The sequence below is a fragment of the Commensalibacter sp. W6292M3 genome (assembly GCF_016101315.1).
GTDB lineage: Bacteria > Pseudomonadota > Alphaproteobacteria > Acetobacterales > Acetobacteraceae > Commensalibacter > Commensalibacter melissae.
This window is the reverse complement of the sequence record NZ_JACFQT010000001.1, coordinates 106,260-128,891: the sequence shown is the minus strand read 5'-3', so window position 1 is coordinate 128,891 and position 22,632 is coordinate 106,260. Positions and strand designations below refer to the sequence as shown.

The following is a 22,632-nucleotide window of genomic DNA, read 5'->3' as shown; positions in this document are numbered from 1 at the left end:
CTCAAAATTATGCAAAAATTTCAAACTGATTTTCACCAGATTCCCATATCTGATCTATCTTCCGAACAGGCCCAAAAAGAACTGTCACAACTTGCCAATTTATTAAAATCATTGGATCACGCATATTACAATCAAGACGAACCTTTGGTGGAAGATGCTACCTACGATAAATTGCGCCAAAGATATAACAAGATCGAACTCCTTTTCCCACAATTCAGACAAAAAGACAGTATTAGCCAAAAGGTTGGAATCAAACCGACGGGAGGATTACAGAAATGTAAACATCTAATACCCATGCTTTCCCTTGATAATGTATTTGATATTAGAGAATTTGAAGATTTCATAAAACGAATCCAGCGTTATCTTGATCTCAAACCCGATGAACTTGATAATCTTCATTTTGTTGCAGAACCAAAAATTGATGGATTATCCATTAACCTTACCTATAAACATGGTAAACTAATCCAAGCCAGCACACGTGGTGATGGAACAACGGGAGAGGATGTTACCGAAAATGTCAAAACATTGCGGAACCTACCCCTGACACTTCCAGAAAATTATCCAGACACAATTGAAATTCGGGGAGAGGTTTACATCTCCAAGCAAGATTTTTTCAATTTAAATGAAGAACAGGAAAAAAATAACAAACGTCTTTTTGCCAATCCAAGAAATGCCGCAGCCGGCTCTCTCAGACAACTTGACCCTGAAATTACACGCTCAAGACCCCTTTCCCTATTTGTGTATGCACAGGGTTATTCAGATAAATCAATCGCGGATACACATGAACATTTTTTAGAACGCTTACAGCAATGGGGCTTCACCGTTAATCCCTTATTCAAGGTTGTTAAAAATGCCCGGGAAGCGGAAGAATTTCAACAGTCCATTATCCATCAGCGTTCCGGATTGCCCTACGATATTGATGGAGTGGTTTATAAAATCAATTCTGTCACCTTACAAAACCGATTGGGATTTATCGGACGATCCCCACGCTGGGCAACTGCATGGAAATTCCCGGCGGAACAGGCAATAACCCGCATAAAAAAAATCGAGATTCAGGTTGGACGTACAGGCGCTTTAACGCCTGTGGCCCTCCTTGAACCCGTAAATGTTGGTGGCGTAATCGTAACAAGAGCCACCCTTCATAATGAAGATGAAATAATCCGTAAGGATATCAGGGAACATGACCAAGTCATTATACAACGTGCCGGTGATGTAATTCCCCAAATATTGCGAGTTGATATATCCTGCAATTCTCAAAATCGTGCAGCGCCTTTTAAATTCCCCACACATTGCCCTGTTTGTGGAGCCATTGCAGAAAAACCAAAAAACGAAGCTGTAAGTCGTTGCACAGGTGGATTGTCCTGTAAAGCCCAGATTGAGGAACGATTAATTCATTTTTGCTCTAAGGATGCTTTCAATATTGAAGGTATGGGGGAAAAAACCGTTCTCGATTTTTTCCGTATGGATTTAATCAAGCAACCTGCGGACATCTTTCGTTTATATCAACATCAACAAACCATACTAAGACTTGAAGGCTGGGGAGAGCTTTCTTTAAAAAACCTTTTAACCGCCATTGACCAGCATAGAAGGATTTCACTGGATCATTTTATTTATTCCCTTGGAATTCGAAGGATAGGGCTTACAACAGCCAAAATTCTGGCCAGATACTATACATCATATACCAACTGGAAGGAACAAATGCAGGCCGCCCGGCAAACTGGCTCTGAAGAAAGATTGGTATTGGGTTCCATTGAGGGAATTGGTCCTGCAATCGCGGATGAAATTGTTGCGTTCTTTACCGAAACGCATAATTTGACAACCCTGCAGGATCTTGAAAAGGAACTGACCATTCAGGATGTGCAGTATCAGCAAACAGGAAAACTTGCCGGTAAAACAATTGTTTTTACAGGAACCCTATCTTCCATGACACGTTCCGAAGCTAAAAATATTGCTGAAAGGCTGGGTGCAAAAGTAACAAGTTCCGTTTCACAAAAAACCGATTTCGTGATCGAGGGCACAGATGGTGGCAGTAAAGCACGAAAAGCAAAAGAACTTGGTTTGCAATGTCTCGATGAACAAGAATGGAATGAATTGATTGGATCTGAAAAAATATAATGGTCAAACAAGGTTTATTTCAAATATCTTGGTAAAATATTCTCTTCAATATGATTTAAAATAAACCTGCCGGAAGCTTCGAAACTTTCCTCACTGTAATGCTGTTGCATATATTGACGTGCATTCGCAGCATAATACTGTGTTTTGCTTGGATTATGATAATATTCCAGAATTTGTCTAGCTAAAAGTTCTGGAGAATTTTTATCAATTAATGTTCCTATTGAATTATTCCTGAAAGCACTCCGCATCTCCCCAACATTTGTTGAAATAACCGGAATACCGACAGCCAAAGCTTCATGAACGGCAATACATAAGCCTTCATAAACAGAAGTTTGCAAATATAAATGAAGTTTTGATAAAAAATTCATGACATCATCTGAAAAACCTATCAATTCGACATTATCCACTTTTAATAAATGAATAAGGTTTTTCAAATGCCGTTCCTCCTTTCCCGATCCAGCAATGGATAATTTTATCCGTTTTCCAACCTCGGGATAATGATGGTTGATGTAAGCCATCGCCCTGATCATTAAGGGAAAATTTTTTACGGTATGTAAACGCCCAACTGAACCAATATAAAATATTCCTTTGCCATTCCATACTGAACCTATAGGTAGATTGTGTGGAATTTTAAATAAAGACCAGATTTTTATACGATCTTCCGGAACTTTCATTTTCGATTTCAAAAAATTGGCAACTCCTGTTGAGTCAGCAATCCAAAGCCGACTTAATCGCTGCATCAGAATTGTTTTGATTAATCTCAAAGAATAGCTGTTTGCACTATGTTTCCAACTGACAACCGGAATCCGGTTCCATAACCCCACCAATTGGCCGTCCACCGTCGCACGTGTCAATGACGTCCATATAACATCGGGAGGGGAACGTTTTACAATTTGGTTGAAATGAAAAGTGGATTTATATCTATTTTCATTATTTCCTGATAATAAACGGTAAGAAATATTACTTTTTTTAAATAAATCAACAGTTTCCATATTTCTCGGTATACAGCCGAACAATTCAACGGAATGCCCCAGTTTCTTGAATAAATTTATCAGATCAGGAATTACGAATTCAGCCCCACCCCCATCAAAACTGCTAACAATATAATATATCTTCATATAGATAACCGAAACAATAATTACAAAACATACTGATCTTACCAACCTTTTACAGAAGATTACGTTATTTGCCAATATCAATATAAAATATTAACAAATAAATAAATAATTATTAATTATCCTTAATAAAAACATAAAACAGGCAAGTAATAATCCAATAATATATTTAAAACTCAAATAGTTACTTTTGAATTATTGATTGTATGATACAATTATTGGGTCAAGAAAATAACAATTGACTTATGAAACAAAAATAAAATAAGGAGCTACAAATGAGTAAAAAGGTTTTTACTACAGCTGAAGGTATTCCTGTTCCCGATAACCAGAATTCCAGAACCTCTGGACCTCGTGGTCCAATTCTATTGGATGATTTTCATCTGGTTGAGAAACTTGCTCATTTTAACCGTGAAGTTATACCCGAACGGCGTGTTCATGCCAAAGGGGCGGCCGCTCACGGAAAATTTGTAGTTACCCAAGATATAACCAGATATAGCTGTGCCAAAATATTTAGCGAAATAGGTAAAGAAACCCCGATGTTTGCACGCTTCTCACAAGTTGCAGGCGAAAGGGGATCAGCCGATACGGTAAGGGATCCACGCGGTTTTGCCTTGAAATTTTACACTGAAGATGGAAACTGGGATCTTGTCGGAAACAACACTCCCGTGTTTTTTATTCGTGACCCCCTGAAATTCCCCGATTTCATCCGTACCCAGAAAAGGAATCCTCAATCCAATCTAAAAGATCCCAATTTTCAATGGGACTTTTGGTCTTTATCTCCCGAGGCCCTGCATCAGGTCATGATCCTTTTCTCTGACCGGGGTATTCCCGCCAGCTATCGATGCATGCATGGTTATGGAAGCCACACTTTCAGTCTAATCAATAAGGATAATGTCCGCACTTGGGTAAAATGGCATTTCAGAACAGAACAGGGTGTTAAAAATCTTGATCCTAAAAAAGCTGGAGAATTAGCCGGTTCCAATCCGGATTACCTTACCGAGGATTTATTCAATGCAATCAAGGAGGGCCATTTCCCAAGATGGAAAGCCTATATACAGGTTATGTCAATTGAACAGGCAAAGAATCATAAGGATAATCCTTTCGATGTTACCAAAGTTTGGTCACAAAAAGAATTCCCATTGCATGAAGTTGGATATTTTGAATTGGATCGTAATCCAGGAAATTATTTTGCCGAGGTAGAACAGGCGGCTTTTTCCCCTGGCAACGTTGTTCCCGGCATAGGCGTTTCCCCGGACAAAATGTTGCAAGGACGTATATTTGCCTATGCTGATGCCGCACGGTACCGGGTTGGAACAAATCATCAGCTGCTGCCCATCAATGCTGCAAAAAGCCCTGTAAACAATTACCAAAGAGATGGATATATGCGTTTTGATGATAATGGAGGCGGAATGACAAACTATGAACCAAACAGCGATCCAGATGCACCAAAACAAACGAACACTCCTGAAAACTATTTCCCGGATTATACATCCGGTGAAGGGGGAAGATACGACAACCGCGTTGACCAGGACTATTACAGTTATCCAAGGGCCTTGTTTCATTTGATGAAACCAGAACAAAAGAGTCTGTTGATCAATAATTTTGTTGAATCCCTGCAAATGGTTCGAAAGGATATTCAAAAACGCGTGTTGGAACACTTCCAGAAAATTGACCCGGAACTGGAACAAAAAGTAGCAACGGGTCTAAAATGACAAAGTAATCATCCGATTTTTCAAATATAGAAATTAATATTTGGTTTTTTAAAGTAATCCCTTGATTAAAACCCATAATCGGGGGATTATAATTTTGTAAAATTTACAAACATACTTAATAAAAAGAGCGCGACTCTTCCCCTTATTTACTTAGAGTAAAGACTTTAATTTTATTAAATTACTCTTATATATCTCTAAGAAACTATAATGGTGATAAAGGATATACAATATTATGAGTACTACATTCTTTCTTCCACCTGTAAATATTATTGGTAAAAACGCCTTACAAGACGCTATTTCCCACATTCAGGGACATGGTCTCAAGCATGGCCTTATCGTTACAGATTCATTTCTAAGCAAAAACGGAGTAGTCAAAAAAATTGCTGATATGCTTGATCAGCAAGGAATTAAAACAAATGTTTTTGATGGCACCCATCCCAATCCTACCGTAACAAATGTTAATGACGGATTAAAAATACTCAAAAAAAATAATTGTGATTTCGTTATTTCCCTTGGGGGTGGTTCTCCGCATGATTGTGCCAAAGGGATTGCCCTGCTTGCCACCAATGGTGGTGAAATCAAAAATTATGAGGGAATTGACAAATCCAACAAACCTCAACTTCCATTAATCGCAATCAACACAACGGCTGGAACAGCCAGTGAAATAACCCGTTTTTGCATTATCACGGATGAAACACGCCATGTTAAAATGGCTATCATTACACCTCATGTAACACCTATTTTGTCTGTCAATGATCCCGCTTTAATGGCGGGTATGCCTCCCGGACTGACTGCTGCGACAGGTATGGATGCTCTGACTCATGCAGTTGAAGCCTATGTTTCCACTGCCGCCACACCCATCACAGATGCGTGTGCCTTGAAGGCCGTAACCCTAATCGAAGAAAATCTGCGCAATGCAGTTAAAAATGGCCAGGACATGCAAGCTCGTGAGAATATGGCCTATGCAGAACTGCTCGCAGGAATGGCATTCAATAACGCATCCTTGGGATATGTCCACGCAATGGCACATCAGCTTGGTGGTTTTTATGGTTTGCCACATGGGGTTTGTAATGCAGTACTGTTGCCTCACGTTCAGGAATACAACCTCCCCAAATGTGCCGCTCGTTTAAAAGATATTGCAAAGGCAATGAATATTGATGTTAGTAGCATGAATGATGAGGAAGGCGCCAAAGCCTGTATCGCGGCTATTCGCAGCCTCTCAAAAGATATTAACATTCCTGCCAATCTGACAGAACTCAAGGTTCAGGAAAAAGATATTCCCACCTTGACTGCCAATGCGCTTAAGGATGCTTGCGCCTTGACCAATCCCCGTCAGGGAAATGCTGAAGAAGTTGCGGCAATCTTTAAATCAGCAATGTAATTAATAAATTCATAACTTAAAAAAACAGGATATGGATAACCATATCCTGTTTTTTTATCATCTATCTAATGTAAATTACTGAAAGATATTTAAAAGTCTACACGACTTTTGAATCCGAGAAAGGCTGCATTAGGAATATTTTTTTGTGCATTTGGATGAATCTCGTATTGAAAATCAGGTTGAAACATAACTCCATCATAAATATGAATTAAATAAGTAAGCTCTACCGTTGTTTCTGCTGATTGTATTCCAGATGCTCCTGAAACAATATCCCCGATGGGAAAACCTGACATTATGTTATATCGTTGCGCTTTGCGTGCTTCCCGACTCATAATTTGATGAACAAATAGAACACCTATTCCATCCATAGGCCGTGATTGCCAAAATCCGGTATTGATAATGGCCGCCAGAAATTGATTTTGTCTTTGAAATGTTTTTGGATTACTGTGAACAAAACCAAGATATCCTATCAACCCGTCCAAATCACCCGGCCCATTTCGCTGAATCATCTGATCCAGTAAAACCCACTCCTCATCCCGTCCCCGTTTCCATTCCTGATCTATTCCATTAGCCGAAGTGATATGCCCCCCGTAAATGGAACGGCCCCAAACAGGATAAGGTGACGTATCATAGGCAAATCCAATTTTATAATGTCCCGTTAATTCATGCTTTCCCCATTTTGGTTGATAGATCATTTCTATAGGAAATTCCCCACCGGCATCTTCACCTGTTCTCACCACAGCGGCCCAGCCTGCCCGATGGCCGGCCCTATTGCTATAAGCCGCCCGACTTACCTGATACATACCTATACGTATAAAATATTGAGGAGTGGCCTGAAACAGAATATTAATTCCCCATTCTGAATCCGGCCATGCTGAAAAACCTGCCGCCTGTCCACTTAAGGGTTTTGGATTACCGCAAATTCCATTATTCATGAAATAACACTGAATGGGGCTGGTTGCAAAGCTTGCCCCGACATCCATCCTTCCAAAGGACATGATCATGCGATCTTCCAAAAGATGTTTATCCAGATACAGATTTACTAGTTTTGCAACAACATTCCCACCAGCACCATATAATTCCTGCACCTGTGTTATATTTTCCCCAAGCCCTGCACTCAGATTGCTTCCATAACGACCAATAACTGTCATATGTCCAACCAGACCATTCGTGATCCAGTTATCCCCAATCAATACTTCCCAATCAATATCTATATTTGCATCCACTGCACCTGTATTGGTTGATTTCTTTTGATGATATCCTGAAATATTTCCTGCAAATTCATTTTGGTTGTCAAAATTGATATTAATGCCCCGGTTATACAACCATGAATGCAATCCCCACCAATTTCCAAGCAAATGTTCCGGTTGGGGCAAATAGGGATTTGTTCTCTCTTTCTGCATTCTTTGGATATCAATACGGTTACTTTCTGCACGACTGACAGCTGTTCTCCATCCACCACTACTACCAGCCGGAATCATGTGCCAATCCGTTAACTCATCATCATATTTTCGATTTTGTTCCAAAGAATCTGTTTGTGAATTTTGAGCATGAACAATTAAATTATTATTTTCTAATTGTATAAAAATAACAATTAAAGAAAAACATAATAATTTAAATATTTTTGATAATAAAATACCTTTATTAAATATTTCTTTCATGTTTTCCCATAATTTATTTATTTTTTTATTACATTTAACAATAAATAAATATTATTTTTCAATATAAAATACTTGATATGTATTTTAATTTTAAATCAATGTATTTTATTTACAGCTAGTTTAATATTAATTCTTGTTTTTTTCACATTTCATATTTAGAATTTAATAATAAATATTTTAAATTTATGAATTCTAACGATAAATTTTCACTATAAGTCAAATATCATCACTAAATATGTCAAACAGAATATGTCTTTTTGCCTCTTATAATTCAACGGATGAACTTCTTCCCGACACTAAACATTTTTTAAGGCAACTTTATTTATGCGGATGGGAAACACATTTAGCCCTTTCCGGGAAAGAAAAAATTTCAAAGGATATACACGATTTTTGCCAAAAACATTCAATAACACCCCATTCTCGTCCTAATCAGGGACTGGATTTTGGAGCATGGCAAGATTTAATAATAAAAAAAGTCACCGATCATGCTGATTATATCCTACTAACTAATGACAGCATTTTTGGCCCCATATATCCCCTGCAGCCTGTTTTTAAAAAAATGTTTACCGAAAACTTGGATATATGGGGGATGGTTGATAGTTTTGAAGTGAACTGGCATTTCCAATCATGGTTTCTGTGTTTTAACCATACCACATTTTTTAATCCAGCAATTCAAGGCTTGTTTATGCAACCATTCAAACAAATGGACAGGCAGGCCATTATCCAGCAAGGTGAATTAAAGCTGGGACGCATTCTGCAATCAATTCCAGAAATTAAATGCAAGGCAGCCTGGTCACCAACAAAAACAAGACTTTTTAGAAATAAAAAAAACGTCAATCCCATGCACCTGGATTGGTATACTATCCTGCATTCTGATAACGTCCCTTTTATTAAAAAAGAACTCATCCGTGATAATCACTTTGGAATTTTCTGGCTAAACTATTACCGTACACTTCTGAAAAACAATCAATTTTTCAAATTAAACTATATTGACACCTATTTAAACAACCATACTAACCGACCGATGATCCCCCATACCGTATGGTGGAAACGGCTGAAATATCTTGCCATAACTTATGATACAAAACTTGCCTGGACATATTTCATAAAACAGGGTGTTTCTTGTTCTCCGCCACTTTAACACTGTTATAGATTTCAAATAATTCATCAGCCTGTTGTTCATAAGTCATAATATGATCCTTATATGGATTAAGATAGGCATCCAAAAAGGATGGTTGTTCCAGAAATCCTTCAATAACCTTTTTTAATTCTTCCGAACCATCATATAATGAAATATAGGTACCATTTATACCGTCCATAACATCCTCTGACTGACCACCAGGATGGGTACACACAACCCAAACATCTCGTAGCAAAGCTTCCCTGACTGTCAGCCCATAGCTTTCTTTCCATTGGGAAGGAAAAAGCAATATATCTATTTCATTAAAGAAATCATCTTTTGAATTTTCATCATAGGGTGGAATAATGATAACCTTATCCTGCCCCTTCCAGGAATCTATATCAAATGATGAATATCCAAGATTGTTTTTGCTATCTACAATCGTCAATTTCCAGTTTTCATGTTTTAATGATGTAAATACGTCAAAAATGAGATTATAGCCTTTTATTATCTCATTTCCGGCAACGAAACCAAACCTCAAGACAGAACCCGCCATACGCGCTTTACGCAATTTTCTTGGACGGGAAACTCCGTTACGATTTACTATAATTTTATCGGGATCAACATCATTCACTATATAAAGCTGACGATGTGTTTCACTTGGACTTAATAACAACGAGGCTCCTTCAAGTGATTTTTTCATCATTTTCATTCGTTCTCTTAAATAGAAAACCTGGGGTTCACATGCCTGACAAATATTCAGGTCTATTTTTTCCTGAAAACAATATTTATGATTATTTTTGACCATAAATGTACGGTCACAAAGCCACCACGTGTCATGAAGAGTAATAATATAAGGAATATCTTTCAGTTGACATGAAGCAATCAAATGCAGTCCAAGATTTTGAATTGCATGAAAATGTACAATATCTGGTTGAACAGCCTGTAAAACCATTTCAAATGGATCCACAATTTCTGTATTATTGAATTCTTCAGATGGATATGATTGCGGTGAAATCTTTACTGAATAGACCAAGGATCCATTATCACAATAACGCCTTAATCCTTTATGTTGTGAAAAAGGTCGGGAGGTAAAAATTGCTATTTCAGTATTCTCTTTTTTTTGTATCCGACGGGACATTTCCTCTGCAACCATGGTGGCACCACCGTAAGAATATGGTGCATAATAAAGATTAACCACCAAAATCTTTAATTTATCCCTGACTTGTTTATTCGGTATTCCAAAAATAGGTTCAACCTGTTTTTTTAAAATTGTATCGGGAGAATAATCCTTTAAGACATCATAATAAGCCTGTCGTCCTAAACGTTGACGTAACTGGGAGTTCCCAGCCAGTAAACATATTTTTTCCTTCCATTCAGATGTCGAATTAGCAATAAAGCCATTTTCACCATCCCGAATTATTTCTTTGAAATTCTTTCGGGGAGAACAAACAGAGACAATACCTAAAATGGATGCCTCTAAAAATTTAATATTGCTTTTGGCATCATTAAAGGCAATATCTTCCAACGGTGCTATGGCTATATCAGCATGTGCCAATAATTTCATGTATTGATCATAGGACCGAAAAGAAAAATAACAGATCTGGTTTTTGAAATCCTCAAATTGATTTGGTAATTCAAGTTCCCCTATTATCCATAATCTTAATTTTTTTTCATGAATAAGTGCCGAAATAATTCCATCGGCCGCAATCAGAAAATCAGCATTATGAGTTTTAGTCCCGGATCCATAAAGAACAATTATTTCATCTTTTTTCTTAAGATCACCACCTATTTCCAATTTACGTGGATAAAGGTCTGAAGCAATTCGTAAAGTATTTTGATCCAGGGCATTTTCTATAACCTTAACTTCATGAACTCCAACCTGTCGTATATTTTGTGCCAAAGAGGATGTAGAGGCAATTGCATGATCACAAGCCAATAACGCTTTACGGAATAATCCTGATCCAAAAAGTAATAAATCCAACTCCTCTTTGGGTAAATACTTCATAAACCCGCATTGTAAATATAATTTTTTATCAAATATTAAATCATCAACTTCCCACCAGGTTTTTAAACCCAATCGTTTAGCCTCAGAAATCTGATCCAAAACATTTTGAAAAGCAGGAACCCTGTAAAAAATCACTTCTTTACAAATTTGTAAGACTGACAAAACCTCACTTTGATTTCTCCAGTCAACAATTCTGCATTGCCATCCCAATTTTTCAAAATATTCTTTTTTTTGCTGTACACGATATTTATAACATTGTGGTAACGTAACTTCCGCAACAATTAAAATTAGATGTGATTGATTAAACTGTTGGTTTTCAAAAAATTTGTAATGAATAATAAAATTATTTTTTTCATTTATTATAAATTGTCTACAATTAATTTTTTTAAAAATTTTTTCAAGTATATTTACACAACGATCTATTCCAAAATAGACGATCTTTATAAACTTTTTTACAGGAATAATATTTTCCAGCCGATCTATGACTTTCCTATAATATTCTATACGAGCATGTAAATTTGAAATACGATTTTTATAATGCTGTAATTGAGCAATTTGTAAATTCAATATTCTGAAGGTTAAATGATATTCATCAATAAGCCGGTTTTTTTTTTTAATTTCAGCCTTTAGATATTCAATATCATTTTCTTTTTTATACATAAATTACAACTGGCTAGTGAAAATAATGATCATAATAACAGAAAAGCTTACTATTTATAAAATAGCAAGCTTTTCGAAAAAACCAAATATAGATCTAGTCTTTTATTTTTTTACTGGATCATTGATATAAGTAAACTGTGTCCCTTTAAGATCCTTAACTGAAACACCTTGCAGAATCAATTGATGGTTACCAAGATCAAGAACAGCATTTCCTTTATCATCCTGATGTGCATTCTGAAGAATACGATCAACATCACTTCTATTAAATCCGTAGTTGAGGAATTCAACCATATTATTTTTGGATTTGGAGAAGTCGGTAATTAATGTCTTACCACCCTGATCTGTATCTTTAGTAAAGATAAACAAGTTGTTACCTTCACCACCGGTCAATGTATTTGAGCCAACACCACCAACCAGAGTATCATTACCAGCACCACCAACACCAAGTAGTTGCGTTGTAGCACCCTTGGTTGAATCAGAGTAAATCAAGAGATTCGAAGAAGATGTCGAACCATCCAATGTCTGGTTTCCACCACCGCCAGCGACAAGTAGAACTGGATTATTTGGATCATTAACATCTTTTGCTGTCAGGTGGAAGTTTAACCCATCCGCACCAAATATTTGAGTTTGTGTAGTTATATTCTGCCCACCAGTTAGGGTAACATTCGTATTGCCTGTACCATTGAAGAACTTGAAACTACCATTGATATTGAATGTATTGTTAACACCATGAATTACATCAAAATTATCCGTAGAAGCTGTAATCGTGTTGTTTTGACCACCCAAAAATTCGTTACGGTTATGATTGTTATTATGACCATCATTAGAAGCGGCATTGAATGTAACATTGCCCGCGTTACCACCAATAACAGTACTGCCACCCCCAACAGTGATAACGTTATTGCTACTCACATCATTGATAAGACTATTATCACCAATATTGATCAATGAATGACCGCCACGAATGGTAATAGAATTAAAACCACCATTAGGCGCGGTGATTGTATCCTGTCCATCCGAAGTAACCTGGTTATTACCTGTTCCCAAGGTTATCTTATTCTTGCCGGCACCCGCATTTATGACATTATTTCCTGAACCGGAGGCAATGGTATCATCTCCGTCACCAGTTGCTATTTGCCATCTACCACCCTCTTGATCATTACCGATAAAATTGATTGGATGATCCTTGGATCCGCCAGCAAATTGCCCACTTTCCTTGCCCGCCTTATAAGTGACTTGACCATCAATCCCCGCCAATACACGAACGTACTGATTGGCGCTCATTGCTGAATTTACCGTTACGGGTTCATTTAGGAATCTAAAGTTATTTGCATCAAATTTATCATTGGCATCAAGTTTCTGTCCGTCCTTGATTAGCGTTCCAACGGTAATGAAATTAACGCCATCCTTAACGTTATAAACACCTCCGTTCCTGATAACGCCGTCAAATAAAAGATTTGATCGTGATGCTAATGGAGAAATATCATCCCCGTTATAAAAATTAGTAACATCAATATCTCTGTCAGTTTTATAATAATGACTTACAATATCATCTCTGATTTGATTAGCCAGTGCTAAGGCCTGAGAACCATCTACAGTCACAGCTATAGAAGAATCTGAACCACCTGGAACCGTTATAATTGCCATCTCTACTTTACTCTAAAATATCCAAATTATTATAATTTATCAAAATTAATTCTACTTTGTTAAAAAAGTAAAATATTACTTAAAAATTGTCAAATTTATTTTTTACTTGCAACATTGTATGTTGTAACAAAACACTAATGTTAAATCAAACTTAAAAACAAATCGTTTATTCAATTTTATGATAGGATTATGACCTTAAAATCATACTTTGTATACTTCAAATATACAATATTATTGTAACATAATTCATATAGTTAATCAATTCCAGGCTTATATATCATGATAAAAAATCAACCTTTACAAGAAAAAGAAACGAGTTCATTAAAAGATCTCTTAAAAAACGATAATGAGAATCTGTTTTTTCATATTCCCTTTCTAAAAAATGAAATTCATCACCATTATTCTATTCTCGTATGGTTGATAACAAACCTAAAACCAAAAAAAATTGCAATATTTGATAATGATATTGAAAGAATCATTCATAAGAATATATGCGAAATTATTGACAGTTTTGAACTATCCAGTCAATGTTTCAGTGGAAAACAAAAGAAAGAAAGCCCCTGTTCATATCCGAACACCTTGTTACCCATCAAACCTGATATTTCCGATTACGATTGTATTTTCATCAACAGTCTGAACCAATCCCTTAAAAAAGCACCCATTATAAATTCGCTATATGAAAAACTTCCTGAGAATACCACGATTGTTATTGATAATATCTTTAGCGATCATTCAATTGCCAAGGAAAACTCCTCGATCATAACAGCATGGCAGACACAATATCCCCATTTTGATTTTTATCATTATTCTGGACTGACCATTCTCTACACTGGTACAGCGGTTCCTTTTTCGTTAAAAAATCTCTTTGACCTCAGTTACTCACCTATTCTGGCACAACGATTCCAAAAAAAATGTGCTTTTTTTGACCAATATTGGTCGATGTATAACTCATTGGATAAAAAAAACGAAGCATCAACGCCATCTCTATTTCTGGAATCAAAAATTGAACAAAATTTATTGGGCAGAAAACTTCAATATTCTGAAAAGGAGATTGCAAATCAAACCCAAAAAATCAGGGAAAAAAACAAGATATTAAAAGATTTAACCAATCAGGTTGCCAAAAATGGATGTAATAAAAAATTAATATCTATTAAAAATTTATATCCAAAAAGTATATCGGAAATAATCTATAGACAATTAAAAAGAAAAACTCCTGTATTCGTCAAAAAATATATCAAAAACAAAATAAAAATGGATATAGATGCTCCTAATTTTATAAATGTAATTAAAAGAAAATTTTATAAAGAAAATAACATTATCGGAAATTCCCTTCCAAATTCTAACTCTTTACATTCAATGGATAGCCTGAATTACTTTGCCAGGCCTGATTACAATTCCTATAATCCCATAAGAAAAATTCTTTTTGTTGCTGGAGAACCCGATACACCGGGTGTAATTTATCGTTGTTATCGTAATGCCAAAGCTTGCATTATGGCCGGCCATGAAGCTAAGGTTTCAAACGCGGCTGATGTTAGCGTTAACGATATACAATGGGCTGATATCATCATTTTATGGCGTGTTGAGTTTAGCGGTCACATTGATGGAATTCTGAAACTAAGCAAGGAATATAATAAATTAACCGCCTTTGATGTCGACGATATTGTCTTTAAACCCCATTTTGCCCATATTGAGATCATAGATGGTATACGTACCATTGGTACAACCGAGGCAAAAACAGCCCATACATTTCACAACATGCGTCAAACCCTCATGCGTTCAGATTTTGCGATTGCAACTACAAAAGAAATGCGTGAACATATGGCGCAGGAACTTATTCCTAGACATGCCGGTCCATTAGTATATACCCTACCCAATATTTTTGATGATGAATGCGTAAAATTATCACGATTTGCCGCCCGTATTGTTCAAGCAACAAAAAATGATGATTACATCCGGATTGGCTATGCAAGCGGCACCCGAACACATCAGCGTGATTTTACCCTTGTCATACCTGCACTCATTTCAATTTTTCAACAACGTTCCAATGTACGCCTTGTTTTATTCAGGGAACCCGTAAACCACCGTCCCATTTTGCATATGAATGAATTTCCGGAACTGAAAAATTATGAAAATTTCATCGAGTGGCGCGATACCGTACCTTTAGAAAAACTTCCCCAAGAATTGGCAAGATTTGATATCTCAATTGCCCCATTGGAAATTGACAATGTTTTCTGCAATGCAAAAAGTGAGCTTAAATATTTTGAAGCTGCATTGGCAAATGTCTGTTCAATCGTTTCACCAACCCAACCCTTGAAACGATGCATTCAACACGGCGTCACTGGATATCTGGCATCTACCGCGAAAGAATGGGAAGAATATTTACTATCGCTTATTGACAATAAAACACTTAGAAAAGAAATGGCGCAAAATGCATATCATGCCGTTTTATGGAATTTCAGTTTGCAACGTCAATCCAAACTTTGCGATACAATGCTTTTAAGTTTGGTTAATGAAAAAGGCGCAGCACAGGCAGCGGAAACTATTATTTCACGCAAAAACTATAACCCTCGCAATTTGCCCGTCATTCCACACAGCAACATTCTTTTTGAACATGATAACTTGCGGGAATCTGAGGTAACGGTTGTCATTACTTCCTATAACTATCAGCAATATATACTGGAGGCACTGGAGTCCGTTTTTATTCAGACATTAAAGGATATTGATTTGATTATTGTTGATGATGGTTCGTCTGACGAATCAATCACCCTAATTCTTGAATGGTCAATAAATCACAAGCATCGATTCAATCGATTGCAAATCCATCAATCAGTAAATAATGTTGGTTTGGGAGGCGCACGAAATATTGGTATTGCAGCCAGTGAAACACTGTATTCCATGCAATTGGATGCGGATAACCGTTTAATGCCTGACACATGTGAAAAATTATTGCAGGCCATACAGAATACGAATATTGGTTATGCCTATCCAGAAATACAGCATTTTGGCGCAGGAGAGGCCATTGGAGGGCACGTTCCCTTTAATCCCCTACGCCTCACCGTCGGAAACTATATTGACGCAATGGTTCTTATTGCCAAATGGGCCTGGGCTGCAGCTGGTGGATTTTATGTAAAACGGGATGCAATGGGGTGGGAGGATTTTGATATGTGGTGCTCCCTTGCTGAAATGGGTATCAGCGGAAAACAGGTAACCAATACTATTGCTGAATATAGGGCACATTTTGCATCAATGACCAATGTACTCACTGAACAAAATACCCACAAACCCAAGGTTGTTTCTCATCTTGAAAATAGACATCCTTGGCTTGACCTGGTTTATCCCGAAATTTCACCCTGGAATAAAAAACAATAATTTCTTAAACTCATTTAATATTATTAATAAATAGTTAGTAACTATTTTAAATTACTTATAATATTTTAATATAAAATCACTAAAATAAAATATTACATTTTAGTGATTTTAAAACAACAAATAAAAAAAATAAAATTATTGAATAGATAAGATTTTTATTTACGCTAATATTGTTTTTAATAAATAACTATTAAGGAGCGTAATAATGGATTATCAAAATAATAATATAAATAAAAAAAGAATATGCTGGGGAAGTATTATTGCTGGTATTTTTACAGTTATGGCAGTATTTTTTCTTCTTTTTATTTTGGGAAGCAGCCTGGGTGTTTCAATGCTGTCTCCTAAATCCGATGATATTATTAATGGTGCAGGAACAACAGTTTTAATCTGGACTGTGGTTTCAATTATCCTCAGCCTTGCATGTGGCGCTTTTGTGACTGGACGCTTGGCTGGCGTAAATGGCCTCATTCATGGATTCCTTGTTTGGGCCACTTCGCTTATTTTATCCATTATTATTGGATGCATGATTTTAAGTTCCATCCTTACCATGATCGGGGGAACAATCGGAACAGTAACCTCATCTACAGGTTCCCTATTAAGCGGCATTGGTTCTGCATCCCAAAATGGTATTTCAGGAATTTTTGATCTTAGCAAAAACACTCTGAAAAATTTTGATTTCAAATCAAATGCGAATAATCAACAACTTAATCAAAATGTGATAGAGGCTTTGAAAAAAAGTGATATTCCAGCTTTACATCCAGACTATCTATCCTCACAATTTAAGGAAGTTAAAAAAGAAGCCAAAAATACTATCAAGGAAATTAGCATCAACCCAAATAATTCCGACAAGATTCTTTCTGATTTAATAAGCCACCTCAAAACCCGTACCGAAAACATCTATCAGTCCATTGATCGTAATGATGTAGAAAAAGCTATTGCCAATAATACTAATTTAACCCCTAAAGAGGCAGAACGTTCGGTTGACAATATTATTGCCATGCATAACCAGGCAGTACAAGAAGCAAACAATAAATTGAATGATTTGCAAAACAATCTTCAGGAAGCAAAAGAACAATTAAACACATGGAAAGAACAGGCTAAAGAAAAAGCGGATATGACTGTCAAAGCCATCGCACGTCTTTCATTCTGGTCTTTTATCGCCTTGCTAGTTGGTGCACTGGTTAGTACCGCTTGTGGATTATTGGGGCAAAGAACCGTTTGCAGAAAACTAGAAAATCAAACTACTGATAATGAGCATCATAATTATAATCACTAAATAACAATATCGCTTATCTTTAAAAAATAACCAAAAAACTAGTATTTCCAAAAATACTAGTTTTTTTACTTTTTAAACCTTTTGAACAAAATCAATCGAAAGGAACATTTTCAAGTTCTCTTAACCATATATTCGCATTTCCATCTGAAGGGGCACGCCAATCTCCCCGTGGAGAAAGACTTCCTCCTGCGAGAATCTTGGGACCATTTGGCATGGCTGATCGTTTGAATTGGCTAAAAGCAAAAAACCGTTTAATGAATATTTCCAGCCAATGCCTAATTTCACATAAATTATAATCGATTTTTTTTGTATCAGGATAACCTGCAGGCCAGCTCCCCTTGCATGAATTTGACCATATATGATAGGCCAAAAAAGCAATTTTTGAAGGTTTTAGACCATATCTTAGAAAATAATATAAATTAAAATCTTGCAATGCGTATGGTCCAATTATCGATTCAGTACTTTGAATGGATTTTGCATCTTTTGCAGGAATGAGTTCTGGCGAGATTTCAGTATTCAAGATTTCCTGCAAAACCCTGCCAGTTTCCTCTGAAAAAAATCTGGATTGAACAACCCATCGTATCAAATGTTGAATTAATGTTTTGGGTAACCCAGCATTGACATGATAATGGGACATTTGATCCCCTACGCCATAAGTACACCATCCCAGCGCCAATTCTGATAGATCCCCGGTCCCAACAACAATACCATTATGCAGATTGGCCAGACGAAACAGATAATCTGTTCTTAATCCCGCCTGGACATTTTCAAAGGTGATATCGTATACAGGCTTATTTTCTGCATAAGGATGTCCTATATCTTTTAACATTTGTCTGGCTGTATCAGAAATATCCAAGCATTCCCAATGAATACCAAGGCTTTTCATCAATGATTCGGCATTATTTTTCGTCTCTTTGCCTGTTCCGAATGCCGGCATTGTATACCCATAAATAGACTGTCGATCCATTTCGAGATCGTCAGCAGCCTGTACAGCAACCAGCAAAGCCTGTGTCGAATCAAGTCCTCCAGAAACACCAATGATCATTCGCTGGGCTTTGCTGGCTTGAATACGTTGTTTCAATGCTGAAACCTGAATCATGTAGGCTTCATAACAGTCCTGTTCCAACCGATGGACTTCCGAAGGGAAAAAGGGAAAACGTTCCAAGGGACGTTGAAGCCCTATGGTGTCATTTGAAGGTTGCAATTTGAATGCAATCAAACGATAAGGTGGGTGTTTTGCATAGTACTGATGAAATGTTCCGCGTTGCAACCGTTCCTGACGTATCAAATCAAGATCAATATCTGCATATAGAAAATTATCGCCTTTTGGAAAACGTTCTGTTTGCGCCAGAAGTTCACCATTTTCAAAAATTGACAATTGTCCGTCCCAGGCAAGATCCGTTGTAGATTCACCATTTCCTGCAGCAGTATATAGATAAGCGCAAATTCCACGTGAAGATTGCGTTTGACACAACAAAGAACGCTGATCCGCTTTACCTACAGTTATGTTACTTGCCGAAAGATTGGCAATCACGGTGGCACCAGCCATACAGGCATAACTACTTGGGGGAATTGGTACCCACAAATCTTCGCAAATCTCCGTCCCTATAAGCAAATCAGGATAATCCTCTGCTTTAAAAAGCAGATCAACACCAAAAGGAACGTTCTGTTTGTTAAAAACTATGGACTCATTGACAATCAATTGCCCATCAACAAATTGTCTGGCCTCATAAAATTCCCGGTAACCAGGTAAATAGGATTTGGGAACTACTCCCAGAATCTTACCTTTATGAACAACAACCGCACAATTATACAAAGCACCCTTAAAAACAACAGGAGCTCCAAATATGAGAACAGGCATAAGGGATTGGCTTGCATCACATATCAGTTCAATAGTTTCCTTAACAGCACTTGACAGGCTGTCCTGTAACCTGAGATCCTCAATTGAATATCCCGTCAGAGACAATTCAGGAAAAACACAAAGTGCAACACATTCCTGATGGGCCTTTAAAGCCAGTTGAATTATTTTCTCGCTGTTCGAATAAGGATCTGCCAAACAGACTGTAAAATTGCATAATCCCACCCGGGCAAGGTTATGTTCATACAACGAGTAAAAATTTTTCAAGAAGAATCTCACATACTAAATATAATTTAAGGATCTAAAAATATATTCTACGATTATGTCTTTCTTCAACCAACCGCCAAATCAATATAGCAAATAAGAAGAGAGAATATAATCCATTTAGCATTGTCAATGAAACTGGCAGCCAAGAAAAAGGATAAGAAGCGACATCACAGGGTTTGCCTGGACGATCCGGCATAGCGCCAAGCCGATCGGCAAGATTGTCCGTTGCGACAAGATTGGCGCTACACTCAGGTAACGGACTTGCCCACCATCCTTGTTCCACCCCAATATGTAAACAGGAAATACCAATACTCATCAACAAAACCATAAATCCAACCCATAAAATCAAGATCAAATATCGTGTTGGAATAAAAATACCCAAAATACCCAAAATAATCAGAAAACGATATGGCCATCTTTCCAATAAACACAAACCACAGGGAACCATATGCAAAACATGCTGTAAAAACCACGCTGCACCAATAGCGAATGCGCCTGCCAATATAAAAAAAATTGCAGTAATCGTTTTCATATAATATTTATTATAATTGGTCACGACTGATACCTAGACTGGTTTACACATGAATGATGAACGGTTAAATATGAAATAGACTTTATAAAAAAGCGAGTTTACCATATTTTTTTAATGTTGCGATTGCAAAGACTTCTCTAACGAATTTTCAATTGATTCTGAAGATTGCTCAACAGGGTGCTGTATATTTTTTTCATCTTTTTTTTGAACCTTTTGGGAATCATTCATTGGAGTACCTGCACAACCAACAACACTTATATTATATAGAGGATGCTCAAAAACAGCTATTCCAGGTTCAGATAAAAACATCCATGAAGCAAAATGAATGGATGTTAATTTTGTGTCTGTTACTTGAAGAAAGGCGGCACTATCAAAAGGTGTTGAGGGAGGACGTATTACACAATTAAGAGCCTCGATTGTCAGGGTCTGGTATCGCACTGATTGTCCAACCGGTATATTTAAAATTTCAGTATGGGCTTCAAGTTTATTCAAAATTCGAACAACAGCTTCGGATTGTCTTATCCACTGTTCAGCAACATTGGAATTTTGTTTTGCTGATTTACTGGTTTCAGCCAAACTGTTTGAAATATTACCTATTCCCAGTATGGCAACAGCTAAACAGCAAAAATATTTTTTCATTTTACCGGACTCCGTAATTGATCAACCATATCTTTTAGAAAATCCCGCATGAATTCTTCGTCCACTCCAATCAGCAATGCGTCCTCAAATACATCCTGCATATATTGTGTTAACTCGGTTTTGTTTTCTTCCAGAATTTTTAATTTTTCTTTGCAGGTTACAGGTTTTCCATCAGATTGAGGCCAATTTAATGAAGATGTTTGAACTTCTGCTTTCATCTTAACCAACCCTTAAATTCTTAAACTAGTCAATGTAATTCATTATTATGGAATTGATCAGCAGAATTGTCCGCCTTTTTCTTTTCATTCTTACTCATATTATCTGTAACAGAAAAAATAAATTTGCTTAAAAGCTGTTGCAAACTGATAGCCCCTTGGGTATGGGTCAGAAACTGACCAGGTTTAAGAACCGTTTCATCACCACCTGGAGAAAGATCAATATATTTTCCACCTAGCAGACTATCACTTGTAATAATTGCCGCCGTATCAACTGGTAATTTTACATCTGGCCGAACCGTAAAAGTTACAACCGCATTAAATCTTTTTGAGTCAACTTTTTCCTGAATAACCTGACCTACACTCACCCCTGCCAATTTTACGTCTGAACCGACTTCCAGCCCGTCAATCTGGCTAAACGATGCGCATAACGGATACCCTCCAATATTTTTCTGCCCATGTCCAATAATAGCCATGATAACAGCAACAACAAAAACAACCAACACTATCAAACCTGTGACAAGTTCAATTATTTGCCGTGTTTTTTGAGAGGGCATCAATACCATGAACTATCTTTTCAACTAAACCTCAGGAACCCAGCTTTCATAATCACCCGTAGCCTTGGCTCGTTGACCACCGGCATAATCGCTCCCTTGTGGATGATAAGCCTTGGCTGTTCCGGTTAAATTGGAATGATAGGGAATTTGCCAGGGATGACGCTTTGATACCGGAACTGGTGCATCCGCCTCATAATGTAGCCAGACCCACCACTCTGGGGGAACCGCGGAGGGATCATCACCTTTTTTATAAATAACCCACCGCTCACGACGACGTTCACCTCCGCCAAGACGGTTTAGTTTGCGAGATTCATAATAGGAACGTCCATCAGAATCTTTCCCGACCAAACGTCCTTTTAAAAGTGTGTGTAAACGCGTTCCAAGTGTTGTCATAATATAATTCAAACAAAATAATTATGTAGTATCTTTATCAAATAACTTCTAACAACCATATACCTTTTTTCCATAAAAATCACAAAAAAAATTAAATTGGATTCTAA

Annotated in this window: 16 protein-coding genes; 6 read left to right on the top strand and 10 right to left on the bottom strand. The window is 37.0% G+C overall.

Annotated elements, in window-relative coordinates; genetic code table 11:
* Positions 1-9 precede the first annotated feature (9 nt).
* Positions 10-2,115: an NAD-dependent DNA ligase LigA gene (ligA, locus tag H3T57_RS00570; RefSeq protein ID WP_198192575.1), complete on the top strand. Its 2,106-nt coding sequence runs from the start codon at positions 10-12 to the stop codon at positions 2,113-2,115.
* A 14-nt stretch (positions 2,116-2,129) separates the two neighbouring features.
* Here the strand turns inward: ligA and H3T57_RS00565 are convergent, their stop codons facing one another.
* Positions 2,130-3,233 (bottom strand): glycosyltransferase family 4 protein, encoded by a 1,104-nt coding sequence (locus tag H3T57_RS00565; protein WP_198192574.1) that lies wholly within the window; start codon positions 3,231-3,233, stop codon positions 2,130-2,132.
* 272 nt (positions 3,234-3,505) lie between these two features.
* Between H3T57_RS00565 and H3T57_RS00560 the strand changes: the two genes are divergently transcribed.
* Positions 3,506-4,942, top strand: coding sequence for a catalase (locus H3T57_RS00560; protein ID WP_198192573.1), 1,437 nt, complete (start codon positions 3,506-3,508; stop codon positions 4,940-4,942).
* Between the two features lie 232 nt (positions 4,943-5,174).
* A complete protein-coding gene (yiaY, locus tag H3T57_RS00555; RefSeq protein WP_232349698.1) occupies positions 5,175-6,323 on the top strand; it encodes an L-threonine dehydrogenase in 1,149 nt (382 codons plus the stop codon).
* A gap of 89 nt (positions 6,324-6,412) precedes the next feature.
* Here the strand turns inward: yiaY and H3T57_RS00550 are convergent, their stop codons facing one another.
* Positions 6,413-7,984, bottom strand: coding sequence for a carbohydrate porin (locus tag H3T57_RS00550; protein WP_198192572.1), 1,572 nt, complete (start codon positions 7,982-7,984; stop codon positions 6,413-6,415).
* A gap of 235 nt (positions 7,985-8,219) precedes the next feature.
* On the opposite strand from H3T57_RS00550, the gene H3T57_RS00545 reads away from it, so the two are divergent.
* Positions 8,220-9,125 carry a rhamnan synthesis F family protein gene (locus tag H3T57_RS00545; RefSeq protein WP_198192570.1) on the top strand — a complete coding sequence of 302 codons (906 nt, stop codon included), beginning with the start codon at positions 8,220-8,222 and terminating at the stop codon, positions 9,123-9,125.
* Here the strand turns inward: H3T57_RS00545 and H3T57_RS00540 are convergent.
* Together H3T57_RS00540 and H3T57_RS00535 are read right to left on the bottom strand one after the other, a co-directional pair.
* On the bottom strand, positions 9,088-11,772 hold the full coding sequence (locus H3T57_RS00540) for a glycosyltransferase (protein ID WP_198192568.1): 2,685 nt from the start codon (positions 11,770-11,772) through the stop codon (positions 9,088-9,090). The two genes, H3T57_RS00545 and H3T57_RS00540, sit on opposite strands and share 38 nt — an antisense overlap.
* A 102-nt stretch (positions 11,773-11,874) precedes the next feature.
* Positions 11,875-13,419, bottom strand: coding sequence for a hypothetical protein (locus tag H3T57_RS00535; protein ID WP_155565846.1), 1,545 nt, complete (start codon positions 13,417-13,419; stop codon positions 11,875-11,877).
* Between the two features lie 279 nt (positions 13,420-13,698).
* Between H3T57_RS00535 and H3T57_RS00530 the strand changes: the two genes are divergently transcribed.
* Together H3T57_RS00530 and H3T57_RS00525 are read left to right on the top strand one after the other, a co-directional pair.
* Positions 13,699-16,788, top strand: a complete 3,090-nt coding sequence (locus H3T57_RS00530; protein ID WP_198192566.1) for a glycosyltransferase — start codon at positions 13,699-13,701, stop codon at positions 16,786-16,788.
* A 205-nt stretch (positions 16,789-16,993) separates the two neighbouring features.
* Positions 16,994-18,064 carry a TIGR04086 family membrane protein gene (locus H3T57_RS00525; RefSeq protein WP_198192565.1) on the top strand — a complete coding sequence of 357 codons (1,071 nt, stop codon included), beginning with the start codon at positions 16,994-16,996 and terminating at the stop codon, positions 18,062-18,064.
* 91 nt (positions 18,065-18,155) lie between these two features.
* Here H3T57_RS00525 and H3T57_RS00520 read toward each other — a convergent pair whose 3' ends face one another.
* The 6 genes from H3T57_RS00520 to H3T57_RS00495 form a co-directional block, all read right to left on the bottom strand.
* On the bottom strand, positions 18,156-20,189 hold the full coding sequence (locus H3T57_RS00520) for an NAD(+) synthase (RefSeq protein ID WP_198192564.1): 2,034 nt from the start codon (positions 20,187-20,189) through the stop codon (positions 18,156-18,158).
* Between the two features lie 34 nt (positions 20,190-20,223).
* Positions 20,224-20,745 carry a disulfide bond formation protein B gene (locus H3T57_RS00515; RefSeq protein WP_347400962.1) on the bottom strand — a complete coding sequence of 174 codons (522 nt, stop codon included), beginning with the start codon at positions 20,743-20,745 and terminating at the stop codon, positions 20,224-20,226.
* An 87-nt stretch (positions 20,746-20,832) separates the two neighbouring features.
* Complete coding sequence (locus H3T57_RS00510; protein WP_198192557.1) at positions 20,833-21,360, bottom strand: DUF2155 domain-containing protein; 528 nt, start codon at positions 21,358-21,360, stop codon at positions 20,833-20,835.
* Positions 21,357-21,578 (bottom strand): hypothetical protein, encoded by a 222-nt coding sequence (locus tag H3T57_RS00505; RefSeq protein WP_155565851.1) that lies wholly within the window; start codon positions 21,576-21,578, stop codon positions 21,357-21,359. The genes H3T57_RS00510 and H3T57_RS00505 overlap by 4 nt, the downstream gene beginning before the upstream one ends.
* A gap of 29 nt (positions 21,579-21,607) precedes the next feature.
* Positions 21,608-22,132 (bottom strand): outer membrane lipid asymmetry maintenance protein MlaD, encoded by a 525-nt coding sequence (gene mlaD / locus H3T57_RS00500; protein WP_232349696.1) that lies wholly within the window; start codon positions 22,130-22,132, stop codon positions 21,608-21,610.
* A gap of 24 nt (positions 22,133-22,156) precedes the next feature.
* Positions 22,157-22,525: an NADH-ubiquinone oxidoreductase subunit NDUFA12 family protein gene (locus H3T57_RS00495; protein WP_122123979.1), complete on the bottom strand. Its 369-nt coding sequence runs from the start codon at positions 22,523-22,525 to the stop codon at positions 22,157-22,159.
* Positions 22,526-22,632 lie beyond the last annotated feature (107 nt).

Bases quoted from the DNA above. Each gene is read 5' to 3' on its own strand.
- H3T57_RS00540 (WP_198192568.1), bottom strand. From the start codon at position 11,772: ATGTATAAAAAAGAAAATGATATTGAATATCTAAAGGCTGAAATTAAA.
- H3T57_RS00495 (WP_122123979.1), bottom strand. From the start codon at position 22,525: ATGACAACACTTGGAACGCGTTTACACACACTTTTAAAAGGACGTTTG.
- ligA (WP_198192575.1), top strand. From the start codon at position 10: ATGCAAAAATTTCAAACTGATTTTCACCAGATTCCCATATCTGATCTA.
- H3T57_RS00535 (WP_155565846.1), bottom strand. From the start codon at position 13,419: ATGGCAATTATAACGGTTCCAGGTGGTTCAGATTCTTCTATAGCTGTG.
- mlaD (WP_232349696.1), bottom strand. From the start codon at position 22,132: ATGCCCTCTCAAAAAACACGGCAAATAATTGAACTTGTCACAGGTTTG.
- H3T57_RS00560 (WP_198192573.1), top strand. From the start codon at position 3,506: ATGAGTAAAAAGGTTTTTACTACAGCTGAAGGTATTCCTGTTCCCGAT.
- H3T57_RS00525 (WP_198192565.1), top strand. From the start codon at position 16,994: ATGGATTATCAAAATAATAATATAAATAAAAAAAGAATATGCTGGGGA.
- yiaY (WP_232349698.1), top strand. From the start codon at position 5,175: ATGAGTACTACATTCTTTCTTCCACCTGTAAATATTATTGGTAAAAAC.
- H3T57_RS00505 (WP_155565851.1), bottom strand. From the start codon at position 21,578: ATGAAAGCAGAAGTTCAAACATCTTCATTAAATTGGCCTCAATCTGAT.
- H3T57_RS00545 (WP_198192570.1), top strand. From the start codon at position 8,220: ATGTCAAACAGAATATGTCTTTTTGCCTCTTATAATTCAACGGATGAA.
- H3T57_RS00550 (WP_198192572.1), bottom strand. From the start codon at position 7,984: ATGAAAGAAATATTTAATAAAGGTATTTTATTATCAAAAATATTTAAA.
- H3T57_RS00565 (WP_198192574.1), bottom strand. From the start codon at position 3,233: ATGAAGATATATTATATTGTTAGCAGTTTTGATGGGGGTGGGGCTGAA.
- H3T57_RS00510 (WP_198192557.1), bottom strand. From the start codon at position 21,360: ATGAAAAAATATTTTTGCTGTTTAGCTGTTGCCATACTGGGAATAGGT.
- H3T57_RS00530 (WP_198192566.1), top strand. From the start codon at position 13,699: ATGATAAAAAATCAACCTTTACAAGAAAAAGAAACGAGTTCATTAAAA.